Raw genomic sequence first — 21,697 nt, 5'->3', positions numbered from 1 at the left:
TGAGAGAGATTCCCACTGAGATAGTTCTTAGATTTTGGGGGCGCTTAACCTTAAAAGCGTCGTATACGTCACATTTTGATTATTAATTGGGAATAACTGTAAGAATGCGCCTAGAAAACAGGCATGCATTTAACGATAAGAAAGTGTAAATCGATCGGTCAAACCTATTGTTAGGTGTTATTATGAGCGAGAAAAACGATTTGAAGAGTTTCGGCTGCGTATTACTCTACGTACAGATACTGAAAAGTTTTAAATATGATTTAGAGCGGATCTAAACATTCTTTTTTCTTATCTCTTTCTGAGAGTGCTTTATTCTTCCCCGGATTAACGAGGCAGAATTTGAGCGTTTTTAAAACCACATAATTAGGCGGCCCAATGCCTCGGGTAATAATCTGGAGTGAGTGCCAATTTACTAAGTTGGCGTTGAAAGAAATAATCTCCAAGAAGCTGCCTTACGTAGACAATGTCATCCCATTTGACCAGAACGAAGGGATGAACTTGTTTGCGAAAGATTACTTGATCATCGATCCTTCAGGCGGTGGCTTCCACAGGTGTTATGAGTTTTTAAGAGAAAATCTGAATATATTGGACCCGGAGAGAATTTTGATTGTGTCTTCATCGGTTGATATGTTAATGCTCGAACTTTTACTGAAAAAGGAGTTTAAATTCCTTAAGAAGAAGAGTGGTCTGGCAGATTTCGAGAGAGCGGTCGAGCAATTCATACAACTTCTGGGCAGTGCAATTAACAAGGAAGAATTCAATTATAATATTACCAAAATGGAAGAAAAAGTTTTGGTGATGATGATGTCTGGTCTGTCTGTCACCAGCATTTCAAATATTTTAAAGCTCAGTGTTAAAACGATTAGTGTTCATAAATGCAACTCATTAAGAAAAATAGGCGTTGATGCCAGCAGCAGTTCAGCTTTGTTCTTTTTGCACAAACACGCCGTGGGTAACAGAATTGTCAGATAACAAAAATATTTTTTAAGCTGACCTTGCACAGTGCAGGTACGCGCCAGACGTTGCTATTTTTTCAGGGGTATGAAATGCGATCACTCAAAAGAAGTCATCCTGGCTTCCTGTATGAACCCATTGTGTCCGTCTCGGGAGTGATACTTGGTTTTGAGCTGGTTAAGAAAAAGAATACAAAGGAAAGCAACGAGTATTCAGAGGATTACGCATTACCTCTTTCTGCTGAAGAGAAGGTGAAGGACTTCTTTGAGCAGGTCACCACAGCGTGTGTGAATGAAAGTATCTTTATCGCTAACGGCTTTTTATTGTCGATCAATATTGACTATGAGATTGCGGTGCATATTGCCAGCAATCAGGCGATACAAAAGGTTTTACAGCAGCACAAATATATAAGACTGGAGGTGAGTGAGGATTTTCACGAATTCAATGCCGGGCAGGAACGTCCTGTGCTTCAGTCTTTAGCTGCATGCTGCCCTTTATGGCTGGATAATTTTGGCGCAGGTAACACCAGTCTTACGCTGGTGATGAGCGAAAAGTTTGAATATATAAAAATCAGTAAGACCTTTTTTTGGCAACACCAGGGAACTCAATCTCTAAGAAAAGTGATCGCCCATCTCAGGCCCTATTGCCGTGGCATTATTATCAATGGTGTCGAGAATTCGCAGCATATTGAGTACTTAAGCGGCAGTGATATTCTTGCTATGCAAGGTGCGTTATGGCTGCCTTATAGTCAGGATGAATTAATACAGTCATTTTTTTGAAAAAATGACTTTTAAAATAACGCTGTAATAAGCACGAATAGCTAATTGCTGTGGTTGTTTTAAATGTACTGGAACCTATCGCCTGACTTATTTTTGGCGAGGGGAACCTGTGCGAATTATTACCGGAATTATCGTTTGGCAAATTGGTGGCCGTAAACCAGGGGCGGTAGCATAGCTAAAATATATACCGGTCTTAAATTGTACAATAATTATTTTCTATTGATATACTCAAAGGGCCCATTGGTTATTGGGTGAACAATTCGTTTGTCAATTGAAGAGGAGTAATTATGAGAAAACTCATGTTTTCTGTTATTGCCCTGATGCTGCTGCCGCTATATTCGCAGACAACATCTGCTGCTGAACTCAGCTCAGGGGCAACAGTGGCGGCAGTGGTCGGTACCAGCGGCGCAATATTAGCCGCTGGTCTGATTGCTGTAGGTAACGATGATAGTGATGGTAACAGCAACACCAATACCTCAACTACCACCACAACCTCACGCTAATAATTCACTTAATTATAACCACACATCCGTGTGGTTATTTTCCCACATGATAATAATGATATAGGGAATCACTTGTGCGCTATTCCTTATTGTTCCTTTGCCTCTTGTTACAAGCATGTACCCCCTCGCAAAACAGTCTGGTTGATACTTTTAAAGTTGCCGTTAAAGGGACACAGGATGTTGTGGTACCACCCCAAAGAATTGCCGCTATTCCTTACGGCAGCATTTATCTAAAACTGCCCACATCTGCACAAATCTTTGTGGTCGGTTATCTCCAGGATGGCTTTGAAAAATGGAGTACCGGCGACCAGGTCGTATTTATTACCCAAAATGGTCGCCTGGTCCGGTCGGCCGGTTATTCGCAAGGGGATCTGCTGGAAGTCACCAATCTGCAACAAGACCCGCTGTTGCATGCAGCAAATTTGCGTGAAGGGGCGGGCTGGACACGTCTGATGCGCTGGACGGAGAACCGGCAGCCATTGTCATCCGTTGTAACATCCCGTTTCAGCCGTCAGGACGACGAAACCCTGACACTTCCCGGGAGAGTCGTCGCCTGTCAGGTGTGGCGCGAGGATGTGACGCTTGAGGCCACGGGTGACCGCTGGCAAAACACTTTCTGGGTAGATCCGCACAGCGGATTGGTGCTCAAGAGCAATCAGAGGTTGGGAGCAGATATGCCGGTGAGTATGACATTGCTCAAACCTGCCAATGCGGGGATCCCACCAGCATGAAAATAAAAACGCTTTTATTCATTTTTAGCGCCTTGCCGGGGATGGCATTTTCCGAGGGCAACGTGGCCGTTTACACCAGCGCTTCTCAGGGGCAGCCTGCCCAGGTACTCAGCCATATTAAAGATATGCGCCAGATGATGGCGGAGTCCGATCTGATCCGCCAATCCTGGTCGCCCGGCACCGTGATTGCTGTGCCTGCCGCTACGCCTGAGGCGCAGCAACAGTATCTGTCCATGCAGAACCAGCTCAAGGCCTGGCGTGCCACGGAGAGTGGCGATACGCAGCAGACCATTAACCGTGTCATTCAGCAGTTGCAGGGGTTGCAGGTTACCGGTCGTCAGTTTACCCCGATGGATGCGGATTTGATCCTCAACAACAATGCCGCTAACCGCCAGTTACAGGGGGATTATCGCGTCTATACCGCAACGCGTCCCAACAGCGTGTTGTTGCTGGGTGCGGTGAGTGGTGCGGGAAAACAGCCGTGGGTTGCAGGTCGTACGATTCGTGAATATCTCGCAGACCATCAATTTCTTTCTGGTGCCAATCTGAATGAAGCCGTGGTGATTGATCCCAATGGAACCATCCGGGGCGCGCCGGTCGCGTACTGGAATTATCGCCACGCTGAAGCCCAGCCGGGCAGTATCATTTGGGTCGGTTTTTCTGACTGGACGCTGCCGCGCCAGTTTAAAAACCTTAATCAGCACATCGTCTCTGTTTTGGCGCACCGGATCCCTGAATGATGAAACCAAAATATCTTCTCAGCCTGCTTGCTGTGTCCGTGGTTTACGCTAATTCCGTCCGGGCGCAAACGTATGATGAACCCCTTGGCCCTTCACAGTCCGATTTCGGTGGCGCGGGACTTTTACAAACACCGACGGCGCGGGTTCCGAAAGAAGGGGAGTTCAGTGCCAACTACCGCGATAATGATGCCTACCGTTTTTATTCGGTCTCGATGGCGTTGTTTCCCTGGCTGGAGACCACGTTGCGTTATACCGACGTGCGTGACCGGCTTTACAGTAGTGATCCAAACTTCAGCGGCAATCAAACCTATAAAGACAAGTCTTTCGATGTGAAATTAAGACTGTGGGAAGAGGGCTACTATCTTCCGCAGGTTGCGTTGGGCAAGCGCGATATCGGCGGCACGGGGTTGTTTGACAGTGAATATCTGGTCGCCAGCAAAGCGGCCGGACCGCTAGATTTCACGCTGGGGATAGGCTGGGGTTATATCGGCAACAGCGGCAATATCACGAACCCTTTCTGCAAAGCCAGCGATAAATATTGTACCCGCGCGCAAAGCCATTCCACCGGCGATATTTCACTCAATGATATGTTCCGCGGCCCTGCGGGGGTATTCGGCGGCGTGGAGTATCAGACCCCCTGGCAGCCGTTGCGCCTGAAGATGGAATACGATGGGAATAATTACCGCGATGATTTCGCCGGGGCACTAAAACAGAACAGTAAGTTTAACTTCGGTGCTGTTTATCGCCTGGCAAGCTGGATGGATGTCAACGCCAGCTACGAGCGTGGCAATACCTTTATGTTCGGGTTTACCCTGCGCAGTAACATGAACGATTGGGTTCCTCATCAGATTGATGATCCGGTTCCTGCCTATCAGCCGCAGCCGCAAAGTGCGGGAATGGTTAATTACAGCGTCGCGACCGGGCAACTGGCTCAGCTGAAAGGCAATGCCGGGTTTAGCGAACCGCGTATCGACATCCGTGACGACACCCTCAACGTTACGGGTCAGCAGGATAAATATCGCAATACGTCCAAAGGCGTAGAGCGTGCCAATCTCATCATGCTGAATAATCTGCCGGAGAATGTCGACACCCTGGATGTTACCCAAAACCGCTTTGGTATGCCGATGGTCACCACACGTACCCGCGTGGCGAGCCTGCGTCAGCAGCAACAGGGTTATCCGCTGGGGCAGGAACAGTCCCTGAACCAGCAACGGATTGAACCGGTCACGGATGTTGGTCAGGGATTCTTTATCGGCAAGGACCGGTTTAATTACAGCCTGTCGCCGGTATTAAGACAATCTGTCGGCGGCCCTGAAAACTTTTATATGTATCAGATCGGGGTGCTGGCGGATGCCAACTACTGGCTGACAGATCACCTGCTTGTCGATGGCGGCGTGTTTGGCAACGTTGCCAATAACTACGATAAGTTCCGCTATGACGGCGTCAGTAATGACTCTTCTCTGCCACGCGTACGAACGCATATCCGTGAATACGTTCAGAACGATGTCTATGTGAATAACCTGCAAGCCAACTACTTCCGTTATCTGGGCAACGGTTTCTACGGACAGCTTTATGGCGGTTATCTGGAGATGATGTACGGCGGCGTCGGGGGCGAAGTGCTCTACCGGCCACTGGATTCTGACTGGGCACTGGGTATTGATGCTAACTATGTCAAACAGCGCGACTGGGACGACATGATGCGTTTTACCGATTACAAAGCCGCTACCGGCAACCTGACAGCCTACTGGCGGCCGGCATTTATGGATGATGTGCTGGTGAAAATGAGTGTCGGGCAATATCTGGCTAAAGACAAAGGCGGCACGTTGGATCTCTCCAAACGCTTTGACAGCGGTGTCACCGTGGGAGCCTATGCGACGCTGACGAATGTCTCTAAACAGGAATACGGTGAAGGCTCCTTTACTAAAGGCTTCTACATCTCTGTTCCGCTGGACTTGCTGACGGTCAAACCGACACGCAGTACACCAACCGTCAGCTGGACACCACTGACGCGTGATGGTGGCCAGATGCTGGGCAGACAGTACGGCTTGTACGGTATTACTTCAGACAGAGATACGCCGCAGTTGCCTTAATGAAAGGTTGTGCCTGACTGCAACAGTCAGGCACCTACAAAATGACTTATTTATTATTTTTCTGATATGTCAGCATGTCAGGAGACCGTTAATGAAGTCCATTATTATAAGCCTATTAACCTGATGCTCTCAGGTAATAATTATTTTTTGATACTTGTTGTGAGGGAAATATGACATTTCTCACCAGAAATTTTTACTCAAGCCTGTTTCTTGCTCTTTCGGATTTCGTCAGTTTTACCCTGTCGATTTATGTCGCTAAAATATTACTGAGCTTTATGCTCAAAGAGTTTGATGACTATATTCCCGCTCAACATGTTACTGCCCTGGTCTTATTACACTGGACGCTGGCATTTTGTTGTGTTGGCTGGTTCTCCATGCGCTTGCGGCATTATTACTACCGCAAAACCTTCTGGTTTGAACTGAAAGAAATTTTACGCACGCTGGTCATTTTTGCCGTTATTGAGATCGCGGTGATGGCTTTCGCGGAGTGGAATTTTTCCCGCTATATGTGGATCCTCACCTGGTTGTTGGTGCTGATATTTGTACCTTGTGCCCGCATGATGACTAAGCGTGTATTAACGGTTCTGGGTATCTGGCAACGCGATGCCATTATTATTGGTACCGGTAAAAATGCTCACGAGGCTTACAAAGCGATTCAAAGCGAAAAGAATCTCGGGCTGAACGTCACCGGATTTATTTCCAGCGAACTGACTGACAAGCCGGGGGACAGCATTGATGGCATTCCGATCATATTCTGCGATGACCTGTGGTTATTAACCCCGTGCGATAAGAAAACCCAGTTTATTGTCGCCGTGGAAGCACACCAGAGCGATATCCGTAACTACTGGCTGCGGGTGTTTATGATCCACGGTTACCGTTATGTCTCAGTGATCCCGACCCTGCGCGGCATGCCGCTCGACAGTACGGATATGTCGTTTATTTTCAGTCACGAAGTGATGATCTTACGTGTTCATCAGAACCTGGCGAAATGGTCATCACGCTTCCTGAAACGTGCTTTCGATATTGTGGCTTCACTGGGGATTATTGCCATATTGTCTCCGCTGCTGCTGTATATCAGCTTCAAAGTGAGGAAAGATGGCGGCCCGGCAATTTATGGTCATGAGCGTATTGGTAAAGGCGGCCGTCCTTTCAAATGTCTTAAATTCCGCTCAATGGTAATCAATTCCAAGGAAGTGCTTGAGGAATTGCTGGCAAATAACCCCGAAGCACGCGCTGAGTGGGATGAGACATTTAAGCTGAAAAACGATCCACGTATTACGCGTATCGGACATTTATTGCGTAAAACCAGCATGGATGAATTGCCGCAGTTATTTAATGTATTAAAAGGAGAGATGAGCCTTGTTGGTCCGAGGCCTATTATTAACGCTGAACTGGAGCGTTACAGTGATGAGGTAGATTATTACTTGCTGAGCAAACCGGGAATGACCGGATTATGGCAGGTGAGTGGTCGCAGTGATGTGGATTACGAAACTCGCGTCTATCTTGACGCCTGGTATGTAAAAAACTGGTCGATGTGGAATGACATTGCCATCTTATTTAAAACAGTAAGTGTTGTGCTTAGAAAAGACGGTGCTTATTAACAGTCATTTAAATAATGCATCACCCTCATGTATTGGCTGCTAGTTATTAGCGTCATGGCCAACATCAATTTCTGTTGAACCACATGATATGGATTTTATGAAAAATAAAACGTTTAAGATTTCTGCATTATTCGGGGCTTTGTTACTGAGCGGATGTACGGTTATTCCAGGGCAGTCGTTAAGTACCATGGACAAAGACGTTGTTCAACCTACTGATAGCAATTATGACATTGATAAATTAGTTAACGTGTACCCGATGACGCCCGGCCTGATCGATCAGCTGCGCCCTGACAGCGTTCAGGCACGGCCAAATCCTCAGCTGGATATACAACTGCAAAACTACCAATACCGTATTGGGGTTGGTGATGTGCTGATGGTTACCGTCTGGGATCACCCGGAACTGACCACCCCGGCAGGTCAGTACCGCAGTGCCAGTGACACGGGTAACTGGGTTAACGCCGACGGGACAATTTTCTATCCTTATATCGGGAAACTGAAGGTCACCGGAAAAACTGTCAGTGAAGTACGTCAGGAGATAAGTAACCGTCTGGCGACGTACATTGAAAGTCCGCAGGTTGACGTCAGTATTGCGGCATTCCGTTCGCAGAAAATTTATACCACCGGTGAAGTCATCAAGTCCGGACAACAGCCTATTACCAATATTCCGCTTACCGTGATTGATGCCATTAATGCCGCAGGGGGTTTAGCGCCTGATGCTGACTGGCGTAACGTGGTGCTCAATCACAACGGTCAGGATACACAGATTTCTCTTCAGGCCCTGATGCAGAAAGGTGACCTCACACAGAACCGCTTGCTTTACCCTGGCGATATTTTGTTTGTACCACGAAATGATGACCTGAAAGTGTTTGTGATGGGCGAAGTCACCAAACAGAGCACGTTGAAAATGGACCGTAGCGGGATGACTCTCGCCGAGGCATTAGGCAACTCAGATGGGATTGCCCAAAGTATGGCGGATGCTTCCGGGATATTTGTTATTCGCCCGCTGAAGGGAAGCCAGAAAGGCAAAATCGCCAACATTTATCAGCTGAATGCCAAAGATGCCTCTTCTATGGTGATGAGTACGGAATTCCAGCTTCAGCCTTACGATATTGTTTATGTCACCACTGCGCCGATTGTTCGCTGGAATCGTGTCATTTCGCAGATTGTCCCGACCATTACGGGAGTGCATGACATGATTGAAGCGGGACGTTTTGTACGGCAATGGAATCCATAATGTTTGACTCAATATTAATTGTCTGTACCGGAAATATATGTCGCTCTCCGATTGCGGAGAGACTGCTGAGGCGATTATTACCGGACAAGAAAATAGACTCGGCTGGAACGGCTGCATTGGTAGGCAAGCCTGCAGACCCCTCTGCCGTTGAGGTGGCTCAAAAGCATCAATTACAGCTTGATGGACATCATGCGACTCAGTTTACATCTGCGTTAGGCCGACAATACGACCTCATTTTAGTCATGGAGAAATCCCATCAAGAACAGATAAGTCGTGTTGCACCAGAAGCGCACGGAAAAATCATGTTGCTTGGACATTGGAATGGTCGTAGGGAAATTTCAGATCCCTATCGTAAGAGTCAGGAAGCCTTCGAATCTGTTTATCGACTAATTGACCAAGCCTGCCAGGCTTGGCTACAAAAGTTGAATGGATAATTGATCAGGGAAATAATATATGCCTCAAGATATTTTAACCAAAAAAAATCTAACTGAATCCGATGAAATTACAATGCGCCGTATTATAGGTGAAGTAATTGATCATCGAAAATTAATAATTGCGATTACCGCTTTTATTACTCTTCTAACTGTCATTTATGCATTATTTGCGACTCCAGTATTTCAAGCGGATTCGCTCGTTCAAGTAGAACAGAAAGCTGGTAATGCCATACTGGAAAGTTTGAATCAAGTTCTACCAGATGCAGTTCCTCAGTCTGCTCCTGAAATAACGCTATTACAGTCAAGAATGATACTGGGAAAAACAGTAAGTGATTTAAACTTACAGACTGTTGTTAAGCAAGAGTATTTCCCCATTTTTGGCAGAGGGTGGGCACGATTAACAGGTCAGAAGTCAGGACATCTTGAGGTAAGTCGGCTCTATTTACCGCGAGATGGAGACAAAGATCCTAAAGTGAGACTGACAGTAATCGATGCAAATAATTACCTTGTCACTGGAGATGATTTCGAGATAAAAGGCGAAGTAGGGAAACTGTTAGATGGACATGGAATATCGATTAAAGTTGATAGCATTGATGCGAAAGTGGATGATAAGTTCGAGATAAAATTAGTCACAAAGCTTGAGGCAATTAATAGCTTACAAGATAACTATACCGTTTCCGAACAAGGAAAGGATAGTGGGATGCTTGCACTAACTGTCACTGGTACAGACCCAATATTGATCAAAAAGATATTAAATAGTATTACTCAAAATTATCTGTCACAAAACATAGACAGGCAGGCTGCACAGGATGAAAAAAGTTTAGACTTCCTGAAATTACAACTTCCAAAAGTTAGAAGTGAATTAGACGTAGCTGAGGATAGACTCAATAACTATAGGCAACAAAAGAACACAATCGATTTGCCAATGGAAGCTAAAGCTGTACTCGATCAAATTGTAAATGTGGATAATCAGTTAAATGAGTTAACATTCCGGGAAGCTGAAATATCCCAGCTATATACTAAAGATCATCCCATTTATAAATCGTTACTTGAAAAAAGACAAACTCTTAAACAAGAGAAAGATCGTCTAAGTGAAAATGTTTCGAGTATGCCAGCCACACAGCAGGAAGTTCTTCGCCTCAGTCGTGATGTTGAGTCAGGAAGAGCAGTCTATATGCAATTACTGAATAGACAGCAAGAATTAAATATTGCTAAATCGAGTGCAATTGGCAATGTTAGAATAATTGATGATGCTGTTACAGAGCCTAAACCAGTAAAACCAAGGAAAGTATTAGTAATATTGATGGGGCTGGTCTTAGGTGGTTTACTATCATTTAGTGTCGTTTTCACAATATTTATGCTTCGTAGAGGCTTATATTCCCCAGAGCAGCTTGAAGAGCTAGGGATCACTGTATATGCAAGTGTGCCAGTTTCGGAATGGTCATTTAAGAGGAATAATATAAAAGATAAAAATAGAACCGCTAACAATCCAACATTGTTAGCGTGCGAGAATCCAGCTGACCTGGCTATTGAGGCTATCAGAAGTCTACGAACTAGTCTTCATTTTGCGATGCTGGATGCCAAAAATAATCTTCTTATGATATCAGGTGCTAGCCCTGAAGCGGGAAAAACATTTATTAGTAGTAATTTAGCTGAAGTGATATCGAAAGTTGGTAAGAAGGTTATTCTTATCGATGCAGATATGAGGCGGGGAGACTCACATAGGGCTTTGGGCGTAGATAATGATATTGGACTATCCGATATACTATCTGGTTCTTCATCAATTGATCAGGTAGTCAAGAAAATATCTGGAATAAGTTTTGATTATATTTCAAGAGGAAAAGTTCCTCCAAACCCAGCGGAGTTACTTACAAATTCAAGATTTGAAAATCTTTTGACATGGGCTTCTGAAAATTACGACCTAGTTATCATTGACACACCTCCTATTTTAGCTGTTACAGAGGCTGCCATTATTGGGCGTTATGTAGGGACGACGCTGCTGGTTGTTGGTTTTGAGATCAATACGGCTAAAGAAGTTGAAGTTAGTATTAATCGATTAGCACAAAGCGGAATAATAGTAAAAGGTTGTATCCTTAACCGTGTGATAAAAAAAGCCGCGAATTATCATGAATATGGATACAATAACTATGGTTATACATATTCATCGGATAATAGTAAGTAAAATTATATATAAATGAAACACAAGGCGTCATTTAATTCGCTATGAATATGAATATGAATATGAATATGAATATGAATTAAGTGATATGCCTTGAGTGGGCTTAAATTTAAGTGACTAATTGATATCTCGATGTACAAATTAAATTAATGCAGCCAATACTATATAGGGAAATGAGATAGATGATTATCACAAGCAGTGAGAGAGTTACTAATGCCTGAAATATCATATTTCATTTTAATTTCACTGAATTTAATACTATTTGTCTTATTACTTATAAGGAATAAAGTAGGCCTTTTCATCTCGCAGTGGGTTATTTTTTTAGTTTGGTTTTTTGTGTTTCCTTCTTACTTACAATATGTGAATAATATTTTCCCATGGAATAATTACCCGTTGCATAAAGAAATATCCTTCGTAAATTATATTACGTGTTTGTTTAGCATTTTTTTATTCTTAGGGTATTCTATTTCGTATAAGAAAAACAGTATAAGTGATTGCAATGAAAATAATAAATTCGATCTAAGGATAGATGCAAAAACTAATGTTGTTGCTTTTCTATTAATGATTCCATCTATGTTATTCATAAGTATCGTCGGTATTTCTTCATTTTTCATGGGAAGATCTGTTATTAGCGATTTAGTCTACTCAGATGGTTTTTTACCCATGCTATATGCACTTTCTAAATTTTGTGCATTTGGAATACTGGTAGTGTACTTATGTTTTTGGGTGAATAGGGTTCAAAATGTAGATAAAAGTTTTGGCAAGTTTTCATATTGCATTTTTATCATATGCATTGTTATCAATCTAATAATAAATAGCCCTCTTTCAAGTCCAAGGTTTCACTTTTTAAGTATGGCTATAGCAATAGCTGTGGTATTTAATAAGATGAAAAGTCGGTTATCTTTAGCTGTGTTGTTTATTGCGTCACCGATATTTTTATTTATATTGTTCCCTCTAGTAAAACATTTGGGGGAAAGTTCGAATAATTATAATACCTATGATCTATCAGATTATGTTGTCAAAGGATTAGATTTCGATTCGTTTCAACAATTAGTGAATATCGTCAGGTTTGTAAGTGACACCGGTTATTCATGGGGTGTTAATTTTATCGCCGGGATAAGTTTTTTTATACCAAGAAGTCTTTGGGAATCCAAACCGACTAACTTAGGTATGCTTGCGGCGGAGCATCAAGGGTATTTTTATACAAATTTAAGTGCTCCTTTGGTCGGAGAGCTATATTATGCTGGTGATATGATCTTTGTTATATTAGGCGCTTTGATTATAGGTGTTATTACAGGTCGTGCTGATTCATTCCTCAGTAAGGCTAAAGTTTCATATTATTACTTCATCGGTTTATGGTTGTCATCATTTTCATTTATAATTTTTAGGGGATCATTTGGCGCTATTGCCCCCCCTATTATGCTTGGTCTATGTTCATCACTATTATTGCTATTTATAAACAAGCTTAGTAGAAAATCCTAATCCCTATAGGGTGATTTTTTAATTAATCATAATTGAGATGTAAATATGAATAATGTTGTAATGTTTACAAGATCATTACCTATGCACGGACTTGGTGGTATGGAGGTTGTGGCCTGGGATATTGCTAAAGGGTTGCATCGTCTGGGGAGTAATGTGAGAATTATTACCACTAAAACGCCAGATTATGTAGGGTTACATCATATCGATGGAATTGAAGTTTTATTTATCGATAACGTTAAAAGCGGCAAATACTCCCACGGATGGTGGAAATCCTCTAGAGAAGCTTTTGAGGAAAATTATATAAAAGATTGCGATACTGTTTTTAGTGTCAGTACTGGTGCCTATGGTGTGATAGATCTAAAACATAAGAATCCACATATAAAATTTTTGATCCAAGTGCATGGCACAGCTTGGGGGGAGTTCATCTCAAAATTGAAAACAAAAACTCCAAAAGGATTTTTGACATCACCAAAAAATATTTTTTGGTTATGTCGCGATTTTATTAATTACAACAAATTTGATTACATTGTTGGTATAGGTGAACAAGTTTATGGAGACTTTAATCGATGGCCTTACGAAAGTTTTATTGATAAGAATAAAATATCTCTAATTAGTAATGGCATAGATTCCGAATTGTTTAAAAGTGACTGTTGTGATGATAATAAAATAAAAGATTATTATAACATCCCTTACGAAAAAAAAGTTATCTTAACGGCTTGCCGATTACATTCACAAAAAGGGGTGTATAATTGCATTAAAACAATTGAATTATTAAACGATAAAAATGAATTTGTTTACATTATTGTTGGTAGTGGACCAGAAGAACAGAAACTGAAGAGTTTGGTTAATTCTCTTGGAGCTAATGATTATATTAAGTTTCTGGGGTCTCTAAAAAGAGAAGATCTGGCAAAAGTTGAATCAATAAGTGATGTTTTTTTATTTTTAACAAACCGGATAGAAGGGCTTCCTTTAAATATTTTAGAAGCCTCTGCTGTAGGGGTGCCAATAGTATTATCAAATCAAGTTAAGCTATTTAAATCAGGGAATATTCATCTTGTTGATCCCTTGAACTATCAGGTTGCTGCAAGCAAGATAGAAAGTTTATTAGCTAAGGATTTGCAAAATAAAAATAGCTATCTACCCGATGAATACACTTTAAAATATGCGGCTGATAAATACAAAAAACTCATTGAAAAATCTTTTTAGATGAAGGACCTAACTTGTGAGGAAAGCAATAGTTTCATTAATTAGTGGGAATTTACTTTCCAAAGCTTTAGGGCTTATCAGAGAAGTTATTGTTGCTGCACTATTTGGCACTGGGTATATTAACGGAGCGTATCGAGTAGCGCAAACTGGGACTCTGGTTCCGGTAAATTTCTTGGTGAGTGATAGCCTGACGGCTTTTATTCCGCTTTATAAAAAATTTCATTCGGAAAGTGTAAATAAAGGACAACTTTTTTTTTGGTCTATGCAGGTAATCTTTCTTATATTCTCCGTAATTTTAACTTCCTGCGCTATTCTATTTGTAGATTTTTGGCTTAATGTAATTGCGCCTGGGCTAGATGAAAGGACAAGAGATCTGTCCAGGTCAATGCTAATCATAATGAGTCTGGGTATTACACTTTATCTTAGTTCAGCATTGATAAATTATGTAGAAATGGCCCATGATGACTTTCTTCCTATGTCCATGCGACCTTCGATACAGAATTTTGGCATGCTGCTTGGGGCACTGTTCGCTTATATAATTGGTAATCCAATCTATCTTGCATGGGGGTTCACATTCAGTTATTTAGTCTTCTTTATATGGGTTTTAATTAGAGGGCTAAACAAAGGTATTTTGAATTTACCGGAAAAAATTGATAGTAAAACACTAAAAAGTGTTATTTTAAATTTTTGGAGAACGTTGAGGCCACTTATTTTTTTGCCATTTCTATATCAGGGAAATATTGCTGTTGAACGTGCAGTAGCAACATTGATAAGTATTACTGCTGTGTCAGCGCTGGACTATGCAAAATTTATCACTGAAACACTTCTATTAGTAGTTTCGACACCTGTTGCCTTGGCAGGACTTGCTAGTTGGGGAGGATTGCAACCTGAACATATCAAGGCAAGACTCATTGAGACCTTTAGTTTATTGATTTTGTTTGCTGTGCCCGTCTCATTATTTTTGGGTGTTCATGCAAATCTGGTTGTCACGATATTATTTGCACGGGGAAAATTTGATTCGACTTCAATAGAGGTCACAACACATATTCTTCAGGGGATGTCTCTCGGACTATGGGCAAATGTCATAAGTTACGTTTTAATAAAGGCTTTGAATGCACAATTCAATAATAAAAAAGTAATGTTAATAATGACGCTAGGTTTAATTGTTAATGCTTCGTTTAATATTTTATTCTATCAATTTTTTAAGGAAATGACGCTTGGGTTGGGGTATTCCCTATATGGAATAATAACTCTAGCTGGATGTATTTATTCACTTGGGATATGGGGTGAAACCAGTAAGAAGTTTTACATTATTATCTTGAGTTCTTGTATCTATATGCTTATTAGCTCTTATGAAATTCCTATTTCAAATTTGTACTTAAATTTTTTAATTAATGGAGTGTTGTTTTTAATTTTCTGGTCTGCAGTAATTACTCTGATACCTTCTTTACGCGGGAGTTTTGCTGGAATGATAAGACATAAACGGGGGTGATTGTGTTCAGAAAAGTCAGGTTGAGATTTCTTATCTCATTCATCAAATGTATCTTGATAAAAATCAGATACGGAAATAGAGCAATGATAAATCCATTGAGATTATACATTTCACCTGGTGCAAAAATAAAAATAACAAATGGTGGTAGAATTTATATCAAAGGTAACAGTGATAGGGTCTTTTTATCAAAAAACACTGTGTTACATTGTTCTGGAGGAGAGTTAACTATAGGTAATGGTGTTTTTTTTAATGAAAATAATCACGTCATTTGTCATAAGAAGCTGACTATTGGCGATGATTGCCTTTTTGGACAAAACGTATGTTTTTATGATTCTGATCACGAGTTCAGAGATAATAATAAAAAAATAAGGGATCAAGGGTATACAAAAGCTGAAGTTTCTATTTCTAAAGATGTATGGATTGGCGCCGGTTCTGTAGTGACGAAGGGGACGTCTATTGGCACTCATACGGTTATAGGTGCAAATTCTGTTGTTAGAGGAAATTTAGACTCATATAGTATTTATGCAGGTAATCCAGTGAGATATTTGAGGAAAGTTAATGAAAAATGATAATAAAGAAATTGTTTTGCTTTCGACTGCTGACTGGGATAATCCATTTTGGACTAATAAGCAGCATGTTGCCGTTGAGTTTGCTCGTAGAGGATACAAGGTCCTTTACATAGATTCTTTGGGGTTGCGAAAGCCAAGTTTAAATAAGAAGGATTTTAGCCGTATTTTAAAAAAATTGTTTAAGGCACTAAGACCACCGAAGAAAGTCCAAGAGAATATATGGGTATGGTCACCAATAACTTTACCTTGGAACGAATATCGTGCCGTTAGGAGTTTCAATAAATTCTACTTGAGCTTTTTTGTCAAAATGTGGAGTAAGTTACTTGGTTTCAGAAATCCATGGTTGTGGACATATAATCCATTAACTACAGAATTTTTAAATCCGAATGATTTTTCTAAAACAATTTATCACTGTGTCGATGAAATTAAAGCTCAACCTGGAATGCCAATTGATGTTCTAGAACGTGAGGAAAAAACATTAATTCAACAGGCAAGCATAATATTTGTGACAGCCTTACAGTTGAAAGAAAATAGAGTTAAATGGAATGATAATATACACTATTTTTCTAATGTTGCAGATTATGTCCATTTCAATACAGCTGTAACAAAGGATTATGTTATTCCAGAAGATTTGAAAAATATAAGCTCTCCTGTCTTGGGTTTTATTGGTGCAGTTAGTTCATATAAAATAAACTTGGATCTTATAAGTTATCTTGCAGCCCAAAGACCACAATATAGTATTGTGATTATAGGTGAGGTGGGGGAAGGTGATCCATCTACAAAAATTGATATTCTTAGAGCACATAAAAACATACACTTGCTTGGGCCTAAGCCTTATAATGTCCTTCCTCAATATCTTAAATATTTTGACGTTGCACTGTTACCGAATAATCTTAACGAGTATACAGATAACATGTTTCCTATGAAGTTTTTTGAATATTTGGCTGCTGGAAAGCCTATCGTCAGTGTAGATCTTTCTTCAATTCAGGAGTTTCATAATGTTGTTAAGATTGGTAAAGATAAATTCGAGTTTGTTATGGCTGTTGATGCCGTCATATCTGGTGATGTCGTCCCTTTGAATGAACGCCTCGCTTTGGCTAAAGAATATACTTACGAAACAAGAACAGATAAGATGCTTAAAATGCTTATTTAGATGTACCTTTTGATATACTTAGAAGTCGCTTTCATTTCCTGGTTGAATCGAGGGGAGGTAGAATGGCTGTTACTAAAAGGAATCTTATAAAATATGGAGTATCCGGTTTTTTTTATTATTACCTAACAAAAGGTATTACTTCAACTGCGATAGCCTCCGAACCTCATGAAAATTTTAGTAAAAAAATAAGATCTAACAAAGAAATCTTGAAGCTAAAATTGAAAAAAATTCTCACTGAGCAGGAGCTAAAAAATAAATCACCATCTTCAAGTTTCGATTATTTTTTTGTTTCATCAGCTAACTCTCATCAGGATAAGGTGGTTGTTTTTATATATGAGGGGCTACGCTCTGTTGGACAAGGTCTGATAACCTCATTGGATGGCAGCGTTTGGAAACCTTACGATATAGAGCTTGAATTAACCGATTTTGGAGCTGTTGGTGATGGTAAAACTGATAGTTCAGATTCCATCGAATTAGCATTAAATTCTGGCATCCCAATCAAAGAGAGTCGACCTAATAAATATCTTTTAACGAGAACTTTGACCCTTAGGGATGGTTTTCTAAGCTTTTCAGGTTTTGGTAAGGGGAAGACAGTTTTTCTTTTAAATCATTTTTTAAATGGAATTGTCTACAGTAAACCATTGTTTCAATCAACAAAGTCTAAAGTCTTACTTTCCGGTTATACCTTGAAAAGACTTAATTCTTCTCTGTATACGGGCAGAGCCGGACCTAAGGGATTGTATGTAAGTAACGCTGATCCATTACTGATCGATGATGTTGAAGAATGCTATGGTCTCGGATATGGGATACATGTTGACTTTTCGAATAATGTAATAGTCAAAAATTGCTACGTACATGACCATAAGGGGCTAATAGCAGGCCTTTCTGGGACAGATGGAATCCATTTTTATCGTTCTAAAAATGTAACTGCAGAACGTAATTTCGTTCATGATGTTGGTGATGACGCTTTGTCCGCGGGCTCGTTTGACAAGGGAAATAAAGCGCAAAATATAACTTTCAATGATAATCGTATAGTCTCTTGTAAAGGTGGAATAAAAGTTTACTCTTATGCTAATGATATTTTCATCAATAGAAATATCATAGTAGGTTCTAGAGAAGGTGGTGTTTACCTTACTGACGATAAAAATTCCCCTGAAGATTCATATATAGCGAATGTGGTTATTAAAAATAATCAATTTTCTTTCATCGGTGTATTAGGTGAATCAAATGAATCGGGTGCTTTAAGAATTCGTTTTTGGCCAAAACCAAACACATCTTCAAGAATAGATAATGTTGTCTTTGAAAATAACACTATAGTCAATTGTCTTCTTGGGGTCTCAACACTGGCTTATGATAGGTCTAAGCGATTATCCAATTTATTTATTGTTGGGAATAATTTCTCTGTAGACAAAAATCATGTTGGAAAGATTAAAGGATATTATATTAGAGTTGTTCAGTGTGATGAGAAATTAATTATTGAACGTAATAATTTCCAATCTTCAAAAGAAATACTTCCTGTAGCCAAAGATTATCAATCGGATAATCTTAAGTGGTCATCAACTGCCGAGATGAAATTTAAAGATAATAGTATAGATAATCACTAATAACTTTTTTCATAAAGTGGTTTTTTATTTCCACTGCAGCTTGCCATCTCATTATTCTGTAGTTGAATTAATATAGAGGGTAATCATGATCCTTCCAGTAATCATGGCTGGCGGCACCGGTAGCCGTTTGTGGCCAATGTCTCGTGAGCTTTATCCAAAACAATTTCTTCGTCTGCATGGCGATAATTCCATGTTGCAGGAAACGGTCACCCGTTTAAAAGGGCTGGACGTTTCTGCACCGCTGGTTATTTGTAATGAAGAGCATCGTTTTCTTGTTGCCGAACAATTACGACAAATAGACCAGCTCTCCGACAATATTATTCTTGAGCCTGTCGGGCGCAATACGGCGCCTGCTATTACGCTGGCTGCGCTCAGTGCCATCGACAACGGTTCTGATCCGTTACTGTTGGTGCTTGCTGCCGACCATGTGATCGAGTCTCCGGATGCCTTCCATCAGGCCGTGCAGAATGCTATTCCGTTCGCTGAGCAGGGGAAACTGGTCACGTTCGGTATCGTGCCAACAGGCCCTGAAACCGGTTACGGTTATATCCAGCGGGGAACAGAATTCAGCAGTGATGCCGATCCTGTTTTTCGGGTGCAGCGTTTTGTCGAGAAACCGAATCTTGAGACCGCATTGCAATATCTGGAAAGCGGCGAGTATTACTGGAACAGCGGTATGTTTTTGTTCCGCGCCAGACGTTTTCTTGAAGAGATGGCGAAATTCAGGCCGGACATACTCGAAGCCTGTCAGAAAGCGATTGAAACTTCGCATACTGATGAGCAGCAAGATTTTATTCGTGTAGATAAAGCGGCATTTATTTCCTGCCCGGATGAATCGGTTGATTATGCCGTAATGGAAAAAACCACGGATGCGATTGTTGTTCCGTTAGATGCGGGCTGGAATGATGTGGGTTCCTGGTCGGCGCTTTGGGAAGTGAATGATAAAAACGCTGAAGGGAATGCCATCAATGGCGATGTATTTACCCATAATGCGAACAATTGTTATATCAACACCGATGAGAAATTGGTGGCCGCCATTGGTGTGGATAATCTGGTCATCGTAAATACGAAAGATGCCGTTTTAGTCATTGATAAAAACCAGGTGCAGGACGTTAAAAAAGTCGTCGAATATTTAAAAAATAATAAACGACGGGAATATCGTTTGCACCGCGAATCCTATCGCCCGTGGGGCCGTAACGATAATGTCGTGACTGCACCCCGTTATCATGTGAACCGCATCACCGTTAAACCGGGCGGACAGTTCTCATTACAGATGCATCATCACCGCGCGGAGCACTGGGTTATTCTTTCGGGCACCGCCAGAGTTATTCTCGAAGATAAAAATTATCTGCTCAGTGAAAATGAATCAACGTTTATCCCTATTGGGGCTCAGCATATGTTAGAGAACCCGGGAAAAATTCCTCTGGAACTTCTGGAAATACAGTCGGGATCCTATCTGGAAGATGACGATATTATCCGTATAAAAGATCACTATGGTCGCTGTTAATTTGGGGATGAAATATGTCAGGTACATTAACTTGCTTTAAAGCTTACGATATCCGCGGTGAATTAGGCGTCGAATTAAATGAAGATATTGCCTATCGCATAGGGCGTGCTTACGGGGAATATTTAAAACCTAATAAAATGGTATTGGGGGGCGATGTCCGCTTAACCAGCGAAGCATTAAAACTTGCGCTGGCGAAAGGTTTGCAGGATGCGGGAACGGACGTTGTTGATATCGGCGTGACCGGCACAGAAGAAATCTATTTTGCGACGTCTTATTTGTGCCTTGATGGCGGCATTGAAGTGACGGCCAGCCACAATCCGATGAACTACAACGGCATGAAACTGGTGCGTGAAGATTCCCGTCCGATCAGCGGCGATACCGGCTTACGTGATATTCAGGCGCTGGCGGAAGCTAATAATTTTCCACCGGTCGATCAGGCTAAGCGCGGCAGTTACGAGAAAGCCTCTGTGCTGGATGAGTATGTTGATAAGCTGCTCAGCTTTATCAATGTAGAGAACTTTACCCGCCCTTTAAAGCTGGTGTTTAACTCCGGTAATGGGGCAGCGGGCCATGTTGTTGATGCCATCGAACAGCGGTTTATTGCAGCCGGTGTGCCGGTTGAATTTATCAAAGTTCACCATGAGGCAGACGGCACATTCCCGAACGGTATTCCTAACCCGTTATTGCCGGAGTGCCGTCAGGACACGACGGATGCCATCATTAAGCACAAAGCAGATATGGGGATCGCTTTTGACGGTGATTTTGACAGATGTTTTCTCTTTGATGATGCCGGTAATTTTATCGAAGGGTATTACATCGTCGGTCTGCTTGCCGATGCCTTCCTCGAAAAATATCCCAACTCAAGAATTATCCATGACCCGCGTCTGAGCTGGAATACCATTGATATTGTCACCGGTGCGGGCGGCGTGCCTGTCATGTCGAAAACCGGCCATGCTTTTATTAAAGAACGTATGCGTCAGGAAGATGCGGTCTATGGCGGTGAGATGAGCGCCCATCATTACTTCCGCGATTTCTATTATTGCGACAGTGGGATGATCCCCTGGCTGCTGGTCGCTGAATTATTGCATCTGAAAGGCAAGTCTCTGCGGCAACTGATTAATGACCGGATCACGGCCTATCCTGCGTCCGGCGAAATTAACAGCTATTTGCAGCAGCCTAAAGAATCCATTGCCCGTGTATTAGCCATGTATGAAGGTGAGGCGGTTAATGTCGATCATACTGACGGGATCAGTCTTGAGTTTGACGAATGGCGTTTCAATCTCCGCAGTTCTAATACAGAACCTGTTGTAAGGTTGAATGTTGAATCCCGCGCAAATACAAAACTCATGCAGGAACAAACCAGAAGAATTCTTTCTATCCTCCGCAGTATGTAATTATTAAAAATATCTTATTTAAGTGAGTAATGATAACTCGCTGTG

Annotated in this window: 18 protein-coding genes; all 18 read left to right on the top strand. The window is 41.5% G+C overall.

The window, feature by feature from the left end:
- The first annotated feature begins 498 nt into the window (after positions 1-498).
- Positions 499-972, top strand: coding sequence for a helix-turn-helix transcriptional regulator (locus GW591_RS12905; RefSeq protein ID WP_225444936.1), 474 nt, complete (start codon positions 499-501; stop codon positions 970-972).
- A gap of 74 nt (positions 973-1,046) precedes the next feature.
- A complete protein-coding gene (locus GW591_RS12900; protein WP_166860759.1) occupies positions 1,047-1,733 on the top strand; it encodes an EAL domain-containing protein in 687 nt (228 codons plus the stop codon).
- Positions 1,734-2,020: 287 nt separating this feature from the next.
- Complete coding sequence (locus tag GW591_RS12895; protein ID WP_126124277.1) at positions 2,021-2,236, top strand: hypothetical protein; 216 nt, start codon at positions 2,021-2,023, stop codon at positions 2,234-2,236.
- 74 nt (positions 2,237-2,310) lie between these two features.
- The gene (locus tag GW591_RS12890) at positions 2,311-2,967 is read left to right on the top strand and encodes a YjbF family lipoprotein (protein ID WP_126125123.1); all 657 of its coding nucleotides are present in this window, start codon (positions 2,311-2,313) and stop codon (positions 2,965-2,967) included.
- The gene (locus GW591_RS12885; RefSeq protein WP_166860757.1) at positions 2,964-3,707 is read left to right on the top strand and encodes a capsule biosynthesis GfcC family protein; all 744 of its coding nucleotides are present in this window, start codon (positions 2,964-2,966) and stop codon (positions 3,705-3,707) included. Before GW591_RS12890 ends, GW591_RS12885 begins: the two co-directional genes overlap by 4 nt.
- Positions 3,707-5,797, top strand: coding sequence for a YjbH domain-containing protein (locus tag GW591_RS12880; RefSeq protein ID WP_041673242.1), 2,091 nt, complete (start codon positions 3,707-3,709; stop codon positions 5,795-5,797). Before GW591_RS12885 ends, GW591_RS12880 begins: the two co-directional genes overlap by 1 nt.
- Before the next feature lie 170 nt (positions 5,798-5,967).
- Positions 5,968-7,398: an undecaprenyl-phosphate galactose phosphotransferase WbaP gene (gene wbaP, locus GW591_RS12875; RefSeq protein WP_013576880.1), complete on the top strand. Its 1,431-nt coding sequence runs from the start codon at positions 5,968-5,970 to the stop codon at positions 7,396-7,398.
- Between the two features lie 97 nt (positions 7,399-7,495).
- Complete coding sequence (locus GW591_RS12870; protein ID WP_166860755.1) at positions 7,496-8,632, top strand: polysaccharide export protein; 1,137 nt, start codon at positions 7,496-7,498, stop codon at positions 8,630-8,632.
- Positions 8,632-9,066 (top strand): arsenate reductase/protein-tyrosine-phosphatase family protein, encoded by a 435-nt coding sequence (locus GW591_RS12865; protein ID WP_318645249.1) that lies wholly within the window; start codon positions 8,632-8,634, stop codon positions 9,064-9,066. Before GW591_RS12870 ends, GW591_RS12865 begins: the two co-directional genes overlap by 1 nt.
- Positions 9,067-9,085: 19 nt before the next feature.
- Positions 9,086-11,248, top strand: a complete 2,163-nt coding sequence (locus GW591_RS12860) for a polysaccharide biosynthesis tyrosine autokinase (protein ID WP_166860750.1) — start codon at positions 9,086-9,088, stop codon at positions 11,246-11,248.
- Positions 11,249-11,458: 210 nt separating this feature from the next.
- Entirely contained in the window at positions 11,459-12,727 is a 1,269-nt protein-coding gene (locus GW591_RS12855; RefSeq protein ID WP_166860748.1) for an O-antigen polymerase, read from the top strand.
- Between the two features lie 45 nt (positions 12,728-12,772).
- The gene (locus GW591_RS12850) at positions 12,773-13,933 is read left to right on the top strand and encodes a glycosyltransferase (RefSeq protein WP_225444935.1); all 1,161 of its coding nucleotides are present in this window, start codon (positions 12,773-12,775) and stop codon (positions 13,931-13,933) included.
- Between the two features lie 16 nt (positions 13,934-13,949).
- Positions 13,950-15,425 (top strand): murein biosynthesis integral membrane protein MurJ, encoded by a 1,476-nt coding sequence (murJ, locus tag GW591_RS12845; protein WP_166860746.1) that lies wholly within the window; start codon positions 13,950-13,952, stop codon positions 15,423-15,425.
- 83 nt (positions 15,426-15,508) lie between these two features.
- A complete protein-coding gene (locus GW591_RS12840) occupies positions 15,509-15,994 on the top strand; it encodes an acyltransferase (RefSeq protein ID WP_166860744.1) in 486 nt (161 codons plus the stop codon).
- A complete protein-coding gene (locus GW591_RS12835; RefSeq protein ID WP_166860742.1) occupies positions 15,984-17,147 on the top strand; it encodes a glycosyltransferase in 1,164 nt (387 codons plus the stop codon). Before GW591_RS12840 ends, GW591_RS12835 begins: the two co-directional genes overlap by 11 nt.
- Before the next feature lie 62 nt (positions 17,148-17,209).
- The gene (locus GW591_RS12830; protein ID WP_166860740.1) at positions 17,210-18,751 is read left to right on the top strand and encodes a right-handed parallel beta-helix repeat-containing protein; all 1,542 of its coding nucleotides are present in this window, start codon (positions 17,210-17,212) and stop codon (positions 18,749-18,751) included.
- A gap of 85 nt (positions 18,752-18,836) precedes the next feature.
- A complete protein-coding gene (locus tag GW591_RS12825) occupies positions 18,837-20,258 on the top strand; it encodes a mannose-1-phosphate guanylyltransferase/mannose-6-phosphate isomerase (RefSeq protein WP_015690363.1) in 1,422 nt (473 codons plus the stop codon).
- Between the two features lie 14 nt (positions 20,259-20,272).
- Positions 20,273-21,652 (top strand): phosphomannomutase CpsG, encoded by a 1,380-nt coding sequence (gene cpsG, locus GW591_RS12820; RefSeq protein ID WP_121019733.1) that lies wholly within the window; start codon positions 20,273-20,275, stop codon positions 21,650-21,652.
- Positions 21,653-21,697 lie beyond the last annotated feature (45 nt).

Source organism: Rahnella aceris, from assembly GCF_011684115.1.
GTDB classification, from domain to species: Bacteria; Pseudomonadota; Gammaproteobacteria; order Enterobacterales; family Enterobacteriaceae; genus Rahnella; species Rahnella aceris.
Note: the sequence above shows the minus strand (reverse complement) of the source record. Positions and strands in the feature narration are given on the sequence as shown.